The organism is Achromobacter sp. 2789STDY5608621, assembly GCF_001299375.1.
GTDB lineage: Bacteria > Pseudomonadota > Gammaproteobacteria > Burkholderiales > Burkholderiaceae_B > Achromobacter > Achromobacter insuavis.
The window spans coordinates 13,259-31,415 of sequence record NZ_CYTU01000003.1 but is presented as its reverse complement, the minus strand read 5'-3'; the positions used below and the strand labels follow the sequence as shown (position 1 = coordinate 31,415).

The 18,157-nt window shown below is 60.0% G+C and carries 15 protein-coding genes; 4 read left to right on the top strand and 11 right to left on the bottom strand.

Features of this window, described 5'->3' with window-relative positions; translation table 11 throughout:
* Nucleotides 1-81: 81 nt before the first annotated feature.
* Nucleotides 82-1,506, bottom strand: a complete 1,425-nt coding sequence (locus AOZ53_RS04345) for a hypothetical protein (RefSeq protein ID WP_054486964.1) — start codon at nt 1,504-1,506, stop codon at nt 82-84.
* A 292-nt stretch (nt 1,507-1,798) separates the two neighbouring features.
* On the opposite strand from AOZ53_RS04345, the gene AOZ53_RS34065 reads away from it, so the two are divergent.
* Nucleotides 1,799-2,002 carry a hypothetical protein gene (locus AOZ53_RS34065; protein WP_156333245.1) on the top strand — a complete coding sequence of 68 codons (204 nt, stop codon included), beginning with the start codon at nt 1,799-1,801 and terminating at the stop codon, nt 2,000-2,002.
* Nucleotides 1,999-3,528 carry a hypothetical protein gene (locus AOZ53_RS04340; RefSeq protein WP_156333243.1) on the top strand — a complete coding sequence of 510 codons (1,530 nt, stop codon included), beginning with the start codon at nt 1,999-2,001 and terminating at the stop codon, nt 3,526-3,528. Before AOZ53_RS34065 ends, AOZ53_RS04340 begins: the two co-directional genes overlap by 4 nt.
* A 242-nt stretch (nt 3,529-3,770) precedes the next feature.
* Here AOZ53_RS04340 and AOZ53_RS04335 read toward each other — a convergent pair whose 3' ends face one another.
* The 4 genes from AOZ53_RS04335 to AOZ53_RS04320 form a co-directional block, all read right to left on the bottom strand.
* Complete coding sequence (locus AOZ53_RS04335; protein ID WP_156333241.1) at nt 3,771-5,288, bottom strand: hypothetical protein; 1,518 nt, start codon at nt 5,286-5,288, stop codon at nt 3,771-3,773.
* Between the two features lie 200 nt (nt 5,289-5,488).
* Nucleotides 5,489-7,618, bottom strand: coding sequence for a TonB-dependent receptor (locus AOZ53_RS04330; protein WP_054486959.1), 2,130 nt, complete (start codon nt 7,616-7,618; stop codon nt 5,489-5,491).
* A complete protein-coding gene (locus tag AOZ53_RS04325) occupies nt 7,615-8,862 on the bottom strand; it encodes an MFS transporter (protein WP_054486957.1) in 1,248 nt (415 codons plus the stop codon). The genes AOZ53_RS04330 and AOZ53_RS04325 overlap by 4 nt, the downstream gene beginning before the upstream one ends.
* The gene (locus AOZ53_RS04320; RefSeq protein ID WP_054486954.1) at nt 8,859-10,781 is read right to left on the bottom strand and encodes an IucA/IucC family protein; all 1,923 of its coding nucleotides are present in this window, start codon (nt 10,779-10,781) and stop codon (nt 8,859-8,861) included. Before AOZ53_RS04320 ends, AOZ53_RS04325 begins: the two co-directional genes overlap by 4 nt.
* A 320-nt stretch (nt 10,782-11,101) precedes the next feature.
* On the opposite strand from AOZ53_RS04320, the gene AOZ53_RS04315 reads away from it, so the two are divergent.
* The gene (locus tag AOZ53_RS04315) at nt 11,102-11,710 is read left to right on the top strand and encodes a pentapeptide repeat-containing protein (protein ID WP_231690555.1); all 609 of its coding nucleotides are present in this window, start codon (nt 11,102-11,104) and stop codon (nt 11,708-11,710) included.
* Nucleotides 11,711-11,743: 33 nt separating this feature from the next.
* On the opposite strand, the gene AOZ53_RS04310 is transcribed toward AOZ53_RS04315, so the two are convergent.
* The 3 genes from AOZ53_RS04310 to AOZ53_RS34060 all read right to left on the bottom strand — a co-directional run bounded on the left by AOZ53_RS04310 (nt 11,744) and on the right by AOZ53_RS34060 (nt 14,174).
* Nucleotides 11,744-12,304 (bottom strand): NADPH-dependent FMN reductase, encoded by a 561-nt coding sequence (locus tag AOZ53_RS04310; RefSeq protein WP_054434478.1) that lies wholly within the window; start codon nt 12,302-12,304, stop codon nt 11,744-11,746.
* Nucleotides 12,305-12,642: 338 nt separating this feature from the next.
* Nucleotides 12,643-13,371 carry a hypothetical protein gene (locus tag AOZ53_RS04305; RefSeq protein ID WP_156333240.1) on the bottom strand — a complete coding sequence of 243 codons (729 nt, stop codon included), beginning with the start codon at nt 13,369-13,371 and terminating at the stop codon, nt 12,643-12,645.
* A 173-nt stretch (nt 13,372-13,544) separates the two neighbouring features.
* A complete protein-coding gene (locus AOZ53_RS34060; RefSeq protein WP_156333238.1) occupies nt 13,545-14,174 on the bottom strand; it encodes a hypothetical protein in 630 nt (209 codons plus the stop codon).
* A gap of 530 nt (nt 14,175-14,704) precedes the next feature.
* Here AOZ53_RS34060 and AOZ53_RS04300 point away from each other — a divergent pair.
* Nucleotides 14,705-15,841, top strand: coding sequence for a hypothetical protein (locus AOZ53_RS04300; RefSeq protein ID WP_054486950.1), 1,137 nt, complete (start codon nt 14,705-14,707; stop codon nt 15,839-15,841).
* A gap of 29 nt (nt 15,842-15,870) precedes the next feature.
* Here the strand turns inward: AOZ53_RS04300 and AOZ53_RS04295 are convergent, their stop codons facing one another.
* From AOZ53_RS04295 to AOZ53_RS34620, 3 genes are all read right to left on the bottom strand, one after another.
* Nucleotides 15,871-16,854 carry a zinc-dependent alcohol dehydrogenase family protein gene (locus AOZ53_RS04295; RefSeq protein WP_054486948.1) on the bottom strand — a complete coding sequence of 328 codons (984 nt, stop codon included), beginning with the start codon at nt 16,852-16,854 and terminating at the stop codon, nt 15,871-15,873.
* Nucleotides 16,855-17,047: 193 nt separating this feature from the next.
* Nucleotides 17,048-17,350: an ArsR/SmtB family transcription factor gene (locus AOZ53_RS04290; protein ID WP_054434467.1), complete on the bottom strand. Its 303-nt coding sequence runs from the start codon at nt 17,348-17,350 to the stop codon at nt 17,048-17,050.
* 66 nt (nt 17,351-17,416) lie between these two features.
* The coding region (locus AOZ53_RS34620; protein ID WP_054461241.1) for an SMP-30/gluconolactonase/LRE family protein at nt 17,417-18,157 on the bottom strand (741 nt) is incomplete at its 5' end.

The following is an 18,157-nucleotide window of genomic DNA, read 5'->3' as shown; positions in this document are numbered from 1 at the left end:
GAAATTCTCGATGCCCACGGAGCTATTATCCTTTCCTTTTGGTGCTGGGCGCGTTGGCGATCCGAGTGCACGCGGGCAACGTTATCGCGTGCGGCTCCGATTAGCGACGGGTCGCTGCTGCTTCGCCTGTTGACGCTGCAGCGCTCGACGCTGCTGTCGGCTCATGCCTTCAAACGCAGGATCGGGAGGGAAGCCGCTTGCGTGAATAGGTGTGGCTTTCAATTCTAGGGGCTTTTGCAGGACTTCGAAATTCTCGCGATTCATGCGCAAGTTTTCGATTAATTCCGGTGTCCACTCTTGCTGCGGATAGGCAACGAGATCCTCCGAGTCGCCCGTATCGGAGATCGCCATCACAGCAATTCCAGTACAGAGTTTCAGATCACGGTCGTCGTGTAAGGCCGCGAGACAGTATGTCTGTAACATAGTTGTTCTGACACGGCGATAATCTTCCTGCGCCATTGTGTTGGCACCGGCGAGAACAAGAAAGACATAGGCTACCTTTTCGCCCGTAGACCGATCATGTGTCACGGCGATGCGGGCAAGCCGTCCCATCTTCTGCGCTTCGAGTGCTTCCCGCGCACCGATGATCGCCTCAGCGAGCACTCGCCGTTGCAAACGGTCTTCTCTCGCCATAATCCGCAGCGCCCGTTCCGCAAGTTCGACGGTGGGATCGGTGTCTAGGATTCGGAATTGCGTGTCGTTCAGGACGCCGTGGGTGAAAAGGCCTATCAGTCTGTCCCACTCATACGAGATTCGGTTCGCCGTCCATCTTCTTTGATACTCCGGGGAGCGGACGAGATAGGCATATTCGCCCTGCACAAATGCTATCGCCGTGTCCCCATCCACGTTGGCATCCTTCACATCCGAAATCATAGGGAACCGATGCTCCCCGTTCGGCTCCATCATCAACAGATAGTTTGCCACTAGCTCCGCTTCACTCGGTGAAAGCGATAGCTTTCCCGATCGAATGAGATCTGCACGCGCATTGAGGTATCTCGTGAAGTCGGTAATTGTGTCGAATTCCGACATGACGATATCAAGGGTTGCCATGTTGAACACATGGACGAAAGGACCACCGGGATCGACATCGCCAATGCAGAAAGGCTGATGATGCGGCAGGGTGAAGTCAACATGATCCCTCCCGCAAAGATGCGGCATGATCATGAACGTACCATCCGGGTCATTGAAGTAGGCTGAAGCAGCTTGCTCTCCGCCGGAGGCAATGCAGATGCCATGGACGCGCCTTTGCCCGATCGGCGGCAACTTCAGCGGGATGGGGTGTTCGCATTTGCCATCCGAGAATATCGTTTGCGGATTCGTTTTTAGCCAGCGCTCCGCCTTGCGAATCTGCTCGGCGGATTCTCCGATCGCGCGGCTGTACCAGCGTTTCCATGCGAGTTCAAAAGGGGCATCCGGCCACGCGATATGCTTGTCACTAAACATCAGCACATCGTCACCGCAGATGACGAGAAGGTCACATAGCTCCTTACCTGCCTTCTTGAACACATTGGGCCATGACCAGAGGTTGAGGAACGTATCATCAGCCAGCTTAGCTAGATACTGCTCGGTGGGCGTGAGGCCTAGGGCTTTCTTTATGGGTGGAATGGTGGTTACCTAGCGCGGTTACTGAAACAGTTGGTATTATTATCCAGCAGGGCTTGCACGGCGCAAGACTGACCGCTTCGTACTCACTCCTTTTCTTTTACCCAGAAGGACCAAAGGCGAAAGCGATGCCTTTATATTTGGGACTAGGGCAGGATGTGTTTAGTGGCGGCAGATATAAAACGGAGGTGAGCCTATGCCGGTACTGCCCGGTCACAAGATGGTCGGAACCTATGTTCCCGCCGCGCTTGCCGAGCGGTTCGAGGCGTGGGCACGACCGAACGGCGGCAAAGCTGTGGCCCTGTGGCGCTTGATCGCGGCGGCCATAGCAGAAGAGCCGGAAGGCCTGCACCGTGCAAGACTTGGCCGGTCGGCCCTCACCGCCGTGGATGATCGATGACAGCAGCGCTTACGCCGGAAGAACTCGGAGACGCGGGAGAGGATTGGTTTCGGACGCTGTGCTCTCAGGCACGATTGACTGCCAACAAGAGCGACCGTGATCGGACCGGCTGGGATTTTCGCGTCGAGTTTCCGATCGCCGCAGCGGCTGGGATGACCCTTGATCAAAGATTGCCCCGCGCGTGCCAAATCCAAATCAAGACCACCGCTGGCGAACGCGGCAGTCGGGTCGTCGCAAAGTTGTCCGCGATTGAACGCCTGGCAAAAGATGTGGCTCCTGCTGCAGTTGTCGTGATGCGAATGCGGTCCGATGGCTCCCCTATCACCGGCTATATGATTCACCTTATCGGCGACGAACTTGCTCGCGTCCTACGGAGTCTGCGACGCGCGGAGGCTGAGGGGCGAAAGGACATCAATCGGATGTCCATTTCATTCGACTATCGCAGGGGCAGGAGTTTCGAACTCACGGCGGAGGGACTCGGTCAGGCCTTGTCGGAGGTGTGTGAGGAAGATGTCGCTGCCTACGCTGAGCGAAAACGGAACCAACTCGCGAATCTTGGCTACGAGGGTGGCGGTATCGAAGCCGAAGCCTTGATGTGGGTCGAAAGCAAGGATCACCTGATCAAAGTACTCTCTGGCTTGGCTCCGATGAAGCCCCTGCAGATGCGAGCATTCGATCGGCGTTTCGGCATTCGTGTACCGTATCAAGGAGCATTACTCGATGGCATCGAGGAGTTCCCGATCGAGCTGCCCGGCGTGGGGCCTTGCGAGATAGTTATTCGTAACGGGCCACGAAGGCCGGCCGCTTTGTTTCTGTGTGAGGCGTCTGTTCCCCCGCCGATTGATGGCGCGCCGCTGCTCGTGATCCGACACGATGCGCTTACCGTGCTGTTCAAGGAGGGCCGGCTTGAGCTTCAGAGCAACGGCGCGCTCAGTGGAGACGAGCGCGACCTCGAAGCCTGGATCTTACTGCTCCGCGGTCTGAGCTACCTTGCCAGCGGGACGGCAACGATCGAACTTGGGTGGCGGGGGATCCGTATGCCTCCGGTCGTCATTCCCGAAGGGGGGCTGACTGGTCCCCATATTGACGAGCTTCCATGGCTGCTCGAGTTCGTAGAGCGCTGGCGCGAAACGCTTAGCCTTGCCGGCGTCATACCAGGGTTGGCCTTTTTGCTCGATGACATCTGGAAGGCGCGCGCCGCCCAAATGGCTCTCGATATGATGTTCAGCCGGGAGCCACGCGCCCGTTTCGAGTTCGACGTGATTGAAGGGGCCGAGGGAGAGCAATCGCTTAATGCGCTCTATTTCAACTCGGTGACGTTCGCCGGTTCGACGATCACCTTCGCGGTCAAAGTCACGCTCTCGCGCGAGAGCGCATCCTCGATGGCCTTTGCCTCATCCCGGTTCGATATGCTCGATATCCGGCCCGGTGTCACCGACCTAAGCGCCTACGGGGCTGAGCTTGCGGCGGGGAACGGCATTGCAGTTGTGATCGACCCGAGCAATCTTACGGTCGATGACCGATAGTCAGGATCGGGTGCCGATCACGGCTACGGATTGCGAGAATGAAATTCACTCATCCGTATGTAATATTTTTAATGACATCGAGCCATTAATAATGGCTAGCCAATTAAAAAATAATAATTTTTATTTATTTCTAATAACAGAATGGAAGTGATCCTGCTTCGCTTTTTGAACGGTAAATGAAAAAGGCGCTTCGGTGCCTTTTTCATTGCTCCATGATGCCGCGACTTCATATGCAAAGGATGTCAGGCTTGGCCCGTGTCAGGGGCATCCCCGAATGCTCTTGGAACAGAAAGGTTCAGGGACTTCTCCAGCCATTGGGTATAGACCGTTCGATTAAATCCTATTTGCGAGGGCTGTGCGAAATCGCCTAAGCTTATTGGAGCCTGCCGCATTGCCGCCGCTACCTGTGCATCCAATTTGTTGAGCACTTTTTCCCAACCTAGGATGGCACACAGTTCGTTCCAGCCACGTTCGCCAGAATGACGTCCGCCGTGTCGATCCAGCTCCTCTAACTCCTTGCCGTTCAGGTCCAAGAGGATCTTCTGGAAGTTGGTATCGAGGTGCTTCTCCCGCTGCAGCCGCTTCCCGTTTCTCATTACTTGTACGCCGAAGGGGACTGTCGTGATGCCCACCGGGCAATATGCGACCAGCCTAGCAAGAATGTCGCGATAGGTGCCGTCGCAAGCGCGGGAAATTTGCCCAATCGTCACACTGCATGCGGTAGTGAAAACCTGGGAAGCAGAGCGCTGTTCGGTGTCAAGGGGATCAGTGATCTTGTCCTCCAGCCATTTCACCGCTCGTCCGGCGTCCCAGAAAGACCAAATTGCCGCGACGGTGCGAAGGGTCGTTTGATGACCGTCGCCAAAGTCGGTTCTGGCTGCAGCGAAGTTCGGCATAACCTCCGCAAGTTCAAGGTTGGTTGGGTCTGCCCCCGGCAAATGAGCGAATGCGTGGGGTAGAAGTCGGATGAAATCGACCAGAGCGTCACAGAAGAACACGCAGTAAAGATCAGAGGTCAATGCATCATTGGCTTCCTCCGCCATCTCACGCTTCACTTCATCTATTGCCGTGATATTCGACGGCATCGTTCGGGTGCCACCGTAAGGACCCTTCAACAGAAACCGTGCCTTCTCATGCTTGACGTCCTCGGCCTTGTAATAATTGACCGGGACGACAAAGCGCCGAAACAGGTTGCCCATGCTTTTGGGGAAGTAGCGCGCAGCAAGTAGCCAACCACGAGGCTCGTTGACGGAGATCAGGCGCCACTCGATGTCCGAGCTGTTGAATATGAGGAAATCGAAATCCTTGTGATTTGTCCGTGTCTCTTCTAGATGGCGCCGTAGGCCAGCCGACGCGATAGTCGAGTAGAAGCCGATGAAGAATTTGGCACCACTGGCGTCGAGCCGCCCCTTGGCATTGGGCTCGTCTTTGTCTGTGTTGACAGAATTTCCCGAGCTCGCTTTGTGTTTGCAGCTAATGAGCAGGCGGCCTTTTACTGTAGGAGATAGCTCACCCTCGACCAACAGGTCTCGGCCACCGTCCTGTCCCCTGGCTATGGCCTGAATGATCTTGCATCCACAGACATGCTGGAAGAATTCGCTGGCGAACTTCTCGAATGCATCCAAATCCGCAGAAATTCTTGGCGTTACCCCGGATCCGTTGGAGGCCCCAGGGCTGCCCATCGCTATCCCCTTTTCTTTCTTACTATGAGGTTTGCCGTGGTATGCCTCAGGAATTTCCTTGAAGTCGAGTATCGCCATTTCTTGTCGCTGTTTGTTTTCTTATGAACGCACATGCAGAATTACATGGTCGCTACCATTTAAGCACGGCTCATGTGCGTTATGGCCGCCCGGCGCCTTTTCTGCCGTTATGCAGCGGCGGGAAGGAATATCCGTTTTCAGGCGAAAGGTGGTCCGTCCATCGCAACCTGGTATCGCTGGCCGGAATCGACACTCCAGCCTCACCAATCCACGCTATAACTCACCGCCACAGTCCTCCCCTGAGCCCGCGGCCAAGGCGCCCGCGCATTCGCCTGCATGAACACCGAGTAATAATCCCGATTCGTCAGGTTATAGACCCCCACATCCACTCGCCCCTTGGGCAACTCCACCGAAGCCAACAGATCCAGCAACGTATACCCCACGGTCTCGCGCCCATTCTTATCCCGAGCCGCCGCGTCATACCCACCAACCCGCACCCCCTGCAGCCGCACGCTATACGACCCAGGCGCATAACTGACATAAGCCGTGAACTTTGGCGGCGCGATCCGGGTTGCCGGCAGCGCGATCCAGCTCCCATTCTGCTTGGTCGCACCCTTGGTATACGCATAACTGCCACCCACCTTCCAAGCGCGAGCGACATTGACATCCAGGCTCGCCTCGACCCCGCTCACGCGCTCCTTTTGGTTGATCAGTCGCAGTACCCGATCCTTCGCGTCGTAGAACTGCGTCACATCCGAGTTGTTTCGATAGGCCGTGAGGCTGGCCTGCACCACCTCCCACGCACCGCGCCAACCGATCTCATAGCTGTCGACCTTCAATGCCTGCGAGTTCAGCTGCTGGATGTCGTAGTCGCTGCGCACGTCGCGCAGGAAGCGCTGGATATCGGGCAGGGTGAAGCCCTGGCTGAAGTTGATGAACACGTCCTGGGCATCGCTCAGGTGGCGAACCACCCCGAGGTTGTAGAGCGTGGCGTTGTACTTGAGCTTGCCGCCCGGGAGGATGTTGCCCACGCCGGTGGCCTGGATGTCGCCATAGGCGACGCTGTCCTTGACGTTGCTGTCAATCCATTGGCGACGAACGCCCGCGCGCAGGGTCCAATCCTGCATTTCCCAGGCGGATTGCAGGAAGAGGGCGCGGGTCTGGGTGGTCATGTCAGGCCCCAGTTCGAGCGTGCGGCCAGTGGGGGTGTAGACCAGTCCCTTCACGGTGTATTGCCTGCCATCCTGGGTCAACTGCTCGCGTTCGTAGTCGCCGCCGTAGGTCAGCGTTCCCTGGATGCCGCTGAAGCTGGGTAACTGGCTTTCCATGGCAAGGCGCAGTCCGTAGACCGTCGCGCGGCTGTCGGTGGCGGTGATGCCTGCCTTCTTCCTGGGGCGATCAGGATAGAAAAGCGCCTCGTTGTAGCGCCAGTAGCTTTCGGCTTGGAGCCGTTGGCCGAAGAAGGCACGGTCTGTGTAGTTGAGGTTGATGGCGCGATTGAGCGTCTTGGGTTGATCGTCCAGGTCCAGACCGGATACGGCGCGGGCTTCTCCAGCAACCGCCTGGAAACCGTAGTCGGAACGCTGCTTGTCCTGGAACTCCTGCAGGCCCAGGGTCAAGCGGCGGTCTGGGGTGAAGTCGAAGCCGAAGCGCGCCGTCAGGTCATGGTTGCGGGTGTCCATTTCACTGCCCTGCGAGGTGTCCTGTGGGATGCGTTGGCCCAGGGCATCGAATTGCCCGCCGCGTTTGACGAAGTCTCCGGACAGGTACCAGTCGAATGCGCCCTTGCGCCCGGTGGCGCTCTGGAACAGTTCGTAGGCCATGCCGTCGCCGTGGAAGTCCTTGTCGGCGGTGATGCCGACCCGGCTGCTGAAGGCCAGGTCCTGCCCATTGTTGCGCTTGGTGATGATGTTGATCATGCCGCCGGTGGCGCCGGCGCCATAGAGGCTGCTGGCGCCGGAGACCACTTCCACGCGCTCGATGCTCTCGGGCGCGATGCTGTTGAGCTGGCGGTAGTTGTCGCGGCTGGCGTTTTGCGGCACGCCGTCGATCAGGACCAGGACGTTGCGTCCGCGCAGGCTCTGGCCGTAGTTGGTCATGGTGCCGCTGCTGGGAGCCAGGCCAGGCACCAGGGTCGCCAGGACGTCGGCGACCTTGCGGCCGGCGCCGGATTGGCGCTTTATTTCTTCGGCTTCGATGACCTGCACTGAGCCGGGGATGCTGGCGATGCTGGCTTCGCCGCGTGTGGCGGTGACCGTGACGGTGGGGAGGGTGGTGGCTTCCTCGGCATGGGACGGGCTGATACCCAGCGTCCACATCGAGGCGGAAACGAGCACGAGCGGGAGTCGATTGACGCGGAAAGGCGCGATGCCGGCGATAAGGGATTTCATGGTGGGTCCTTGATTTCCGAGGAGGATGGCGTGGCGGGTGGGTCAGGGGGAGTAGGGAGTGGCTGCTGGCAACCGGGTAGCCGGCGCAGGAAGCGCACGCTCAACGCGGCGATGACATAGAGCGGTGCGACCAGCCAAAAGCCCCAATGCAGGCTGGCCCATGACATGGCGCCGGCACCCAAGGCGAACCCAGCCAGGGCTCCGGCTTTGGCGGCGCTGTTGCCCAGGCCCAGGCCGATCGCGCGATAGGCGTTGGGAGCGGTATGTCCGATCAGGACGTAGGCCAGAGGCAGGAGCGCGCCTTGCCATAGGCCCCACAGCAGGCGTGTGGCGATGAACGTGATGGTGTCGTGAGCCAGCGCCATCAGGCAGAGCGTGAGCGCGCTGGCCCAGGAGGCGACTTCCAGGCAGCGCCAGCCGCGGTGGACGGGCTGGGGTGTGCATAGGCGTGCCCACCATGGGGCGGACAGGGCCAGCGTCAAGGCGCTTGCGGCGTAGCTTGCGCCGCTGAGCCAGGAGGGCGCGTGCAGCACTTCGTTCAGATACAGCGCGAAGAACGGTTGCGGCATCATCTTTGCCGCCTGGATGAGGGTGATCACCACTAGCGGGGCCAGCAACCAGGTGTGCGCGGTGGTGCGTCCGGTGGTCCCGGTGCCCATTGGTGCGGCCGGCTCTGGCGTGTCCTTGGGCAGACTCAGGACGGGAACCATGCAGGCCAGGCAGATCAGCCCGGCGATGAGGCAGAGCCAGGGGAATCCGTAGAGGTCCATCAATAGGCCGCCGCAGACGGGGCCCAGCATGGAGCCGATGGCGGTAGCCGATTGCAGGCGGGCGAGAACCTGTCCGCGATTCGCGCCAGACGAGCCGGCGGTGGCATAGGCCTGCGCCGCGGCGATGAAGCCGGCCAAGGCGCCCTGCAGCACCCGGATGCCGATCAGCAGCCAGACGTTTGTGGTGAGGGCCGCTAGCCATTGGCACGCGCCAAGCGCCAGCAGTGCCCGGATCAGCATGGGGCGGTGTCCGCGACGCGCGCCCAGCGCGCTCCAGAAGGGCGTGGCGACAATGGCCGACAACGCGGGCCCGATGTAGATCAGCGCCGCCAGCCACGACAATTGATCTAGTCGATCTGGGGGCAGCAATGCCCGCAGGCGCAGCGGCCAGAATGGGCCGCTCATTTCCATCGCGCCCATCGCAAAGGCCTGGATCAGCACCAGCCGGGAGAGCTGTCGGCGATCGAAATTCATGCATTGCCGATCCACGCGCGTAGCGGGTTGTCCATTTGGCCGGTGATGTCGTTCTGGGTCTGGGCCAAGCGCATGCGCAGGAAGCTCTTGGCGGGCCAGGGGCGTTCGAGAAACGCGGCGCGTTCGGATCGCCAGCGGTCGGGGGCGGTCCGTGAGCGGACATGATCGAAGCGTTCGGCGACCTGCCGGGCGAGCACGGACCAGAGCGCTTGCTCATCCAGTTCCGGCCAATGGCGCTGGCACAGCAGGGCAAGTTCGCCGAGATGGCACATGAAGCCAGCGTGCAGCAGCTTGGCGCGTACGAAGTCGGGGTCGTCAAAGAGCGTCAGCGTGGGGTCGTGGATCTCCAGCGTGAGACCCTGCCGGACCAGGCTGGGACGGTGGATGCGCAGATCGCCGAAGTCGCGGATCAGCAGCCGGGAGGGTTGACCCGCCTCGTCCATGACCATGAAGCTGTTCTGTTGATGGGCTTCGAAGGCGATGCCGTAGATCAGGTATAGGTCGAGCAGGCCGGGTAGGGCCGTGGCGACATAGTCCTGGAAGAACCTCAGTGCCGACTGATGGTCGCTTGCACCTTGCGCGATCGCGACCCATTGGCGTAGCAAGGGGGCGTTGGTGTGGTCTTCTACGAACAAGCTGCCCACGGGTATCGCCATCTGACCGCGTTGCAATCGACTTGTCGGGTTGTCTCGATAGAGAACGCCTAGGTGGCGCGCGCGCTCGTCGTTGGCCGGTTCCAACAAGACATGGATACCGTGCCGCTCGGGCACGAAGTCCCAAGACCGAGCCAGTTGCGGTTCGCGTTGCCGGATGGCCGCCAGTAAACGGCTGATGCGTGGCCCCATCCTTGCGGACCTGGGCGTGAGCGTGCGTTGCACGCTCGTCAGGCGCAACGCGACGGGCAGCTTTACCATGGGCGTATGCCGCGGATCGGCGCCATCCGTCCACAACGTACGGAAGGACATGCCCGGCCGGCCTGCGATCGCCGTGTCGTCTAGCAGGATGAATTGACCCTGTTCGATCTCGGCGGCGAATGTTTCCCGGAGGGTGGAAAGCTGAAAGGGATGCACCGGCAGGGGAAGGAAGTCTGCCGGCTCGCGGCCCAATGCGCGTAGCGCCGAATCCCAGGTAAGCGCTTCGTATGGGAAAGCCCCGCGCCACCAAGTCGGATAGGCAGGTTCCGACATCGACTCGGTATGCGCGATCCCTCGGTGTAGCGCGGCAAGCGGAAGACGCATGTGCGCTTCGAATTCCGGAGCGCAGTCAATGACTTCCCGGGTGTCCATGCCGAGCTTGGCTTTGTACCCGGGGTGCCATGGATGGCCGAGGGTTCCCCACTGTTCCAGCAGCTGCGTGGGGTTGCGGGGCGCGTCAGGTGATCGCAGCCATTGCAACAGGCTGTCGGTGTGCGCGTCGCGAGCCTGCTTCCACAATCGCGCGTTCCAATTGTCATGAAAAGCCAGGCACAGGCTGTCGTTGCGGAAGCTATCGTCGAGTTCGCGTTTCAGCTGTTCGACCACCTCGACGCCGGGAATGGGGTCCAGCAAGGGAACCAATTGTTCGATCAGGTCCGAGGGAAGTTCCAGTTCTTGTGCTGGATTCGGAGAGCGGTGAAGCAGGATCGGACCGTCCAGGTGCCAGCTGGCCATGGGCCCAGGCCGCAGGCTGCCAAAGGCGAGGTAAGCGCCATCGTCGTCGAGCGGCAGGATGCTTCGCCCATGCGCTTGTTGGATGCGCCCGGGCGGTATCAGCCTCTCTCGCAGCAAGGCTTGCATCAGACGCTGAAATGCGCGTTCACGCACGCGGGGAAGTACGGCAATCAGGTCGACCTGGTTAATGCCATTGCGTTGAAACGCTTCGGTCTGAAGCGCCTGCGTCCACACGGCATGCAGGCGTCCGGTGCTGCTGGAAAGCTCCATACACGGCCTCGTTGAAGGGTCACGTTGCCGCAGAAGGGAGAGCTATGAATCGGCTCGACAACGTCGGGGTTTACCGTTGCGGGTCGTGCCGACGCGCCATCCGGTTGAAGCTCGATTCTTGTTGAGAACGGGGGGTGTTTATGGCAAGAGTCGTCTGACTCTTGTCCCAGGCGCCTTTAAATCGGACGAAGGCGACCTGTGGTCAACAGGTATGGCAACAGAGGGCTGGGAGCGATGAGTGGGTCGCGCAGGGGGACCTGGCAACTAACTACACTAGTGCCCACGGAAAATTCAATCCATGGCGCTCGAGGAGGGGGGTAATGCAGGCAAAAGACGCACGTGCCAGATGGCAGGCAGAGCAGTTGCAGCAGGCCGGAAGGCGTCTTCTCGATGCCGCCAAGTCCATGAGGATGGGTTCTATGCCGGAATCGCCGTTCGGACGCACTGATGAGGGCTTTGAGGACTATCGAGGGATTACGCTCGCTGAAGCGGTCCGCTACCTGAGCATCGAAAGGGTCGATCTCTCCGACGCCGTGTTCAAGGACGGGGCCAGCATCAATGAGTCCGAGGCAAAGGGATGCAAGTTTGAGCGCATCGATATGCGTAACGTGTTTGTGCGAAGGAAATTCGATTCGTGCAGCTTTGTCGGCGCGAAGCTCAATGGGGCGCGGTTGGGCGGGGAATTCATTGGCTGTGACTTCTCGCGTTCGAATCTATCCAGGTCCTTTGCGACGGACTGCAAGTTCGTTGATTGCAAATTCGCCGGGGCAAATCTCTCGGGCATTCATTTCATCAGTTGTGTATTCGATGGGTGTGACTTCACGGGAGTGAAGGTCATGTCTGGATCAGTTGCGAGGAGCAGGTTTGTGGGCGGTATTGCCCTGGAGCAGCTGCAAGGCTGTATCACGGATGGGGTCGTGATTCGTTAGGGCCAAACGCCCCAGCGGGGCCGTCACCCCTGCTTATTGCATCAGCCGGGCCAACTCAGTCAATGCCCGTTCGACGTCGGAAGCAAATTCTGCGAAATCCGTGGTCGGATTCAAGGGGCCGTCATGCCGGATAACCTCGTCCGACAGGGTGATCGCCGGTGCTGTCGTGACAACACGCATCTTCAATGCCTCGGCTACCTGTCGCAGTTGATTGGCGCATTTGGTTCCGCCGTGTCCTCCGTATGTCACGATGGCCGTTGGCTTCGTCCGCCATTCGTCATAGAGGTGATCGATCGCGTTCTTTAGCGCGGCGGGGTAGCCCCAGTTGTACTGCGGTGTGACAAAGACCACGGCGTCGCAGGCTGAGATTTTCTCGCTCCATGCGTGCGTGTGGGGCTGGGCATACGGTGCGCCCAGGGCAGGCAATCCCGGCTCGTCGTCCATGGGCAGGTGCCAGGCTTTCAGGTCTACGATCTCGTAGGTCGAGTCCGTGCAAGTCCCGCCAATATCGGCGACCCATTGTGCGATCCTGGGGCAATTTCTTCCTGCCCGTGTGCTGCCCATGATAACGAGCACCAATGTTGATTGGCTCATCGCTTATCCTTTAGTTTGTTGAAGTCAACTTCGTTGCGGACCGTGCCGGTGCCATCAACGGAACGAAGCACAGTGCCGATAGCCCGACTGCGCCCATGAAGACGAAAGCGTCGGCATAAGCGAGCGTTTTGGCTTGCTGTGCGGCCAGCCGTTTGTGCGAGTAGCGCTTCGGCCATGCTACGCGCTTGCGTGGCTTGCGCCCCTCGCTGAATAAGTGCAGCGGTCACGGACGTCATCTGGCCCTAACCGCGAATTTGTCCAGGATCTCCGACAAATTTAGAGAACCACTTCGAAGACATGACCATGAGTCCTGCGATCCGAAATCGCAGTGGGTCCCTTTAACCCCGCGGGCTTGGGATGCCCGTTGATTGCAGACCTTTGATGACCCTCAGCGCCGACGATAAGGCATAGTGTTGTTGTGAGAAGTCATATGAGCGGCCGCCATCAACGGAAAGATTCAAATAATATCCGCGCTGATGCACGTCAGGGACTTTGACGCTCATGGAAAATGAATCCCCAATCATCGCGGGATAACGAGAGAAGAACTCTCCGATTCGCGCACGAACCTTGGGGCCGATTCTGACCTCAGGATCAAGCAACGATTCCACTTCGATTTGGAACAATTCAACGCCCGCTCGCACGAGGGCGTCCATATGCGAAGCTCTGTCCAGCAGCGAAAGATCGTCCTTGAGCAAGAAAAGTCCGTTGGCAATTTTGCCCACATCCAGTCTCGACAGCGCATCCAGCTGCGCCAGGCTCAATTCGGTTTTTGCCGGATCCACAACCGTGAACTCCAGATAGCGAGGCTTCAACTCTGCAATGATCTGCCTGCAAAACCCAATGTCATCGACGCCGCCAACCGGATGGACGGCATGCGCGCAATCGAGCACGCTGCCGAGGCGCCTGCACTGATCCAGGTCCAGCGCGCTCGCGCAGGATGAACGCGCCACGACAAAGCCTGCGATGTCGATCGAACCCAGTTTTTCAGCCTCGGAAATCGACCTTATTTGATTGACTTTTATCACATCCACTCCTGCCAGATCGGCCATAGCCATGTCGATGTTCAATCCCGCCAACCTATCGATGCCGCCTCTCCCTTGAGCGCAGCCATGAATGACGAAACATCGAGGCCCTTGAATTCATACTTGTTCAAGGACGCTTCAACATAGTCGAAGAAATGGCTGGCCACGATGGATCTCTGCTGCGCCTAGCTGTAGCCGCCTGGCAACTGGGCGTCCTGCTATTTGAACTGGATCCCTTTGATAGCCAGCATGGGTGAAAGCAGGCACGTGAACGTGACTGCGGCAAGGTCCGGTCCTGACGACTTGTAGAAAGCGGTTCCCTCTACCGCGATGTCGTATCGTTCCGCTTTCGTTCCCGCGATCGAGGCGCCTGAGCGATAGCGAGGTCCATCAATGCCAATTTCCACAACCGTGGAGTAAACGCTATGGTCGAAATCGGGACGGTTGATCTTCGCGGGGGCGGCATCCACGCAAACCTTGGCCGCCATTGACTGGCCTTTGGGCGTATTGATTCCCGGCTTGAACTGTTGCGGGCGAATCAAACGCCAATTGTTGCCCTCGGGGCTATATGAGGCAGGTTCGTACTTCCCAGTGCCTTTGCGAAGATAGCATTCGACCAGTTGCGGACTGATTCCATCTATTGCGATGAAAGTTGAATCTGGATTGAATGAGCGCGCGCTTTTGAGGTAGCGGGAGTCAATTTCAAACGGCACCGTCTTGCCGTTGGCGCGGGATGCGCAAAGCTCCTCTTTTTGTGGGTCATTGCCAATAGCGTCGTTCCGTATCATCTCGGCTTGGGCAAGGCATGAAAAAAACAGCAATCCAAAACCCAGTGGCAACCAGCGCACTCAATGTCTCCAGGTTGATCCGCACGACGTGGGATTGGGCGAAAATACTATAGCTATTTCAAACTTCAATCAATTCGTTTGATATTGCAGTGCCTGCGCCGCCATGGGAGCTGTTGTCCCCGCGCCGTAGTAACCCGTTCGCCGAACGGGATAGCAAGCGGGGTCTTTTCTTCATCGGCCTATCCGTGATCTTCAGCTCTCATGACATGCCTCGCATGCAAAATCCCGGACAGGCCCTGAAAAGGCGCGGTTTTGGCACGATCTTCGACCACACCGCCACGTCGCCCTCGGGGCATTTACATCAGTTAATGACTCGGTACAGAACGCAAGAGTCATTGGTCGGAATAGCCCGCCCCTTGCGGTACGATCAGCGCTCCTACCGCGTCCCCCTTTTGCGATACAACCTTTCGAGCTATCACGGGCGCTGCCAAAAGCAGCTGTCGTTCCTTCGAAGGCCAACGCTTTGTCGTTCAACGGCAAGCCTGGTATCCATCCCCACGCTGAACAAATCACGAAAACGGAGAAACCGAATGCACGTAAAGGCTCTTGCACTGTGTTTGATGGCAGGCTTCGCCACTTCCGCCGCGGCCCAAGACAGCACCCAAACCCTGCAACAAGCCTTGAAGCAGATTCCCCAGGTCGTCCTCTCCGCGCCGGCGGCGATGCAGGTGATTTTCCTGGACGTGCAAGCCTGGCGATCGCTGGAAAAAACCGGCCCTTCCGCGGACGGCATGCGCCGCCTGTCCATTGCGCAACCGATCCGTCCGCTCGAATCCATCGGGTTTGGCCTGGAGCCGTGGTCGGCCAACGCCAAGGTCCCGTTCGACGAGGTCTCCTATTTCGCCGGATTTGGCCAGGCGCCCTCGAATATCAGCTATTGGGGATTGAAGGACAAGAAGGCCGTCGGGACATTGGTTGCCAGCCTGAAGCAGGGCGATTTCGCCGCGGTCGACGGCGATGCGCCGGGCCTCATCGCCAATGACGGCGAAGGCAAGATGAACATGCAGAAGGCCAATCAGAAGGATCCCTGGCGCGGCATGATGGGCCAGGCCAGCTTTGTGCTGCCGCTCGATACCGCGTTGATCCAGGCGTCTTCGGCAACGGGCATGAAGATACTGGCCCAGCCCACGCCGTCGGTGGCGGATAGCGAAGTCGTGGCCGCCTCGCTTGCCGGCCTGAAGGAGGGCGTGCCCGCGGACCGAGGCCGGATCGTGCAGGCCGCGGTCATCTCGCCCATCATGGGTCTGGCCGCCGTGGATCCCGCGAAGGTGTTGTTGTCGACCAATGGCGATGCGGATATCGCCAAGCAGAATCTCAAGGCTGCCGTCGAGGCGAATGGCCGGGGCATTCCGCCTTATTTCTCGGGGGTTCTGGCCGATGCCCAGATCAACAATCTGCCCGCGATCGTGATTTCCCTGGCTTACGCCGATTGCGCCACGGCCAAGCAGGCCGTGGATGGGGTCAGCGCCGCCTGGAAGGAAAGCATGGCTGGTGCGAAGGATGCCAAGGTTGCCGGCACGACGGTCCAGGCCGGCAAGCTGTGCGCAGCGGTGGTGAGAGTGACTGCGCCGAAGGCGGAGAACGCCGGCAATCCGGTGCTGGCCGAGGTGATGAATCGCTATATGCGGCGCGAATTCACCGTCCTGCAGATTGGCGCGGCGCGCTGAGCGCAGTCACGGGATCGGGATGGCGCGGTTTATGCGCTCGCCCGATCCGCCAATTCCCCCACCGCAATCGCAATCTTCCCCCGCAGCCCATTATTCGCGCTCTCCAGCCGCGCATGCGCCGCCGGAATATCGGCAAGCGAATACACCGCGCCCACGTGCGGCCGCAGCTGGCCACGTTCCACCAAGGCGCTCAGCTCATCCAGCTTGCCGCGATTCTGCCGCGTGAACACGAAGTGGAAGCTGGCGTTCTTGCCCCACGCCTGGATCAGGTTCTGCGGCTGGGCGATATCGACAATTGAGACCACGCGCCCCAGCTGCGCCAGCACGTCGGGGCTGCGCGATAGCGTGTTGCCGCCGATGGTGTCGAACACCACGTCGACGCCGCGCCCGCCGGTCTCGCGCAGGATCGCGTCGACATAGTCTTCCTTTTCGTAGTCGATGGTGACGTCGGCGCCCAGGCCGCGCACGAATTCGGCATTGTCGTCGCGTACGGTGGTGAAGACCCGGGCGCCGATGGCCTTGGCGAGCTGGATCGCCACATGGCCGACGCCGCCGGCGCCGCCATGCACCAGGATGCTCTCGCCGACGCGCAGTCCGGCGCGCACGACCAGGGCTTCCCACGCCGTGCCGCCGACCAGGGTCAGGCTGGCCGCTTCCAGATGGCTGAGCGAGGCCGGTTTCTTGCCGACGAGACTCTCGGCGGCCACGTGGTATTCGGCGTAGCTGCCGGGGCCGTCGAAGATCTGCGGGGTGTACCAGACTTCATCGCCGGGCGCGAAGGCGGTCACGCCCGGTCCGACGGCTTCGACCACGCCGGAGACGTCGTGGCCGGTGATGGCGGGCAGGGGCACCAGGTCGGGGTAGTCGCCCCGGCGGACCTGATAGTCGAGCGGGTTGATGGAGGTCGCGTGGACACGGACCAGGACCTGGCCCGGTTGCGGAGCGGGCTTGGGGACGTCGTGCAGTTCAAAGGATTCAGGGCCGCCGAAGGCGGTGAGTACGAGGGCTTTCATTGAGTGGTTCCTTATTTCGGTAAAACGGGATATCGGGAAATTTCGATATCATGGGGCAAAAAAAGTGAGAGGCAGGGCAAAGAGAAAAGAGGGGAGCAACGAAGGGGCGCGCGGGTGCAAAAGCAAAGCGGGCAGTGCAAGACAGCCGCGCAAACCGGCGGGGACGGGGACGCCAGTCCCAGGCCACAACAACCTACAGCTCTTTGCCGATGATCTCGGCCAGGGCGCTGATGGTGGCTTCGTTGCGCTTGTAGTACGTCCACGAGCCGATGCGCGTGGCTTCGACCAGGCCGGCGCGTTGCAGCGTGGCGAGGTAGTCGGACACCGTGGACTGCGACAGCCCGACGCCTTCCTGGATGCTGCTGACGCAGACGCCGACCGTATGCACATCCCCCTCGTCCTGCGGCGGGAAGCTGTTCGCGGGGTCCTTCAACCCCTTCAGGATTTCAAGGCGCGTGCGATTCGAGAGGGCTTTGAAGACGTCGAGCAGGTCCATGGGAAGGCATGATATCGGAAATTCGCGATATGTCAATGCCGAAAATTCCCTGGGGGCACGTCGCTCTTAACGCGCCAACCGGTAGATACGGCCGTCCGAGCCTGAGAGGGAGGTGACGTAGATGTCTGGCGACTCGGCCGAAACGGCCAGATTCGAGTGGTGCTCGCCGGGTATGTCGCGCGCTTGCAGCAACGCTCCTGTTCGGTCCAGCACCCAATAGCCGCCACCGTTGAACAGGGCGATGTACATCAATCCATCCGGTCCGATGCGAACGCCATCCGGCGTGTGCCGCCCCTTGGACGAAGGCGGCGCCAGGGCGTCGAGCCGCGCGAACAGGCCAGGGCGACTCAAGGCGCCGCCGGGGGCGGTCTGGTATCGCAGGATGCTGTCCGTGCCGCTCTCGCCGACGTACAAGGTCTGTTCATCGGTAGAGAGCGCGATGCCGTTTGCGTTGTCCAGGCCGCTGGCGACTTCATCGGCGACATCGCTCGACCGAGGCAGGAAGAAGACTTTACCTTGGCCCGGTCGTTCTCCCGACGCCGTGAAATAGAGATCGCCCTGGCGGTTTGCGGTCAGGTCGTTGGGACGGTTGAATCGTTCCCCCGATCGCGCCTGGCTGACGGTGCCCAGCGGCTTGCCCTCGATGGAGAGGTTCTCGATCACGCCGCCGTCGTAGCAGGCCACCCACAGCGTGCCGTTGGCAGCGGCCAGTCCGTTGGCGCCGCAGCCGGGCAGGGTGGCGATCACCTGGTTGCCCGTGGCGTCTAGCTTGTTCACCGTCGAAGCCTGGTAGTCCACGAAATACAA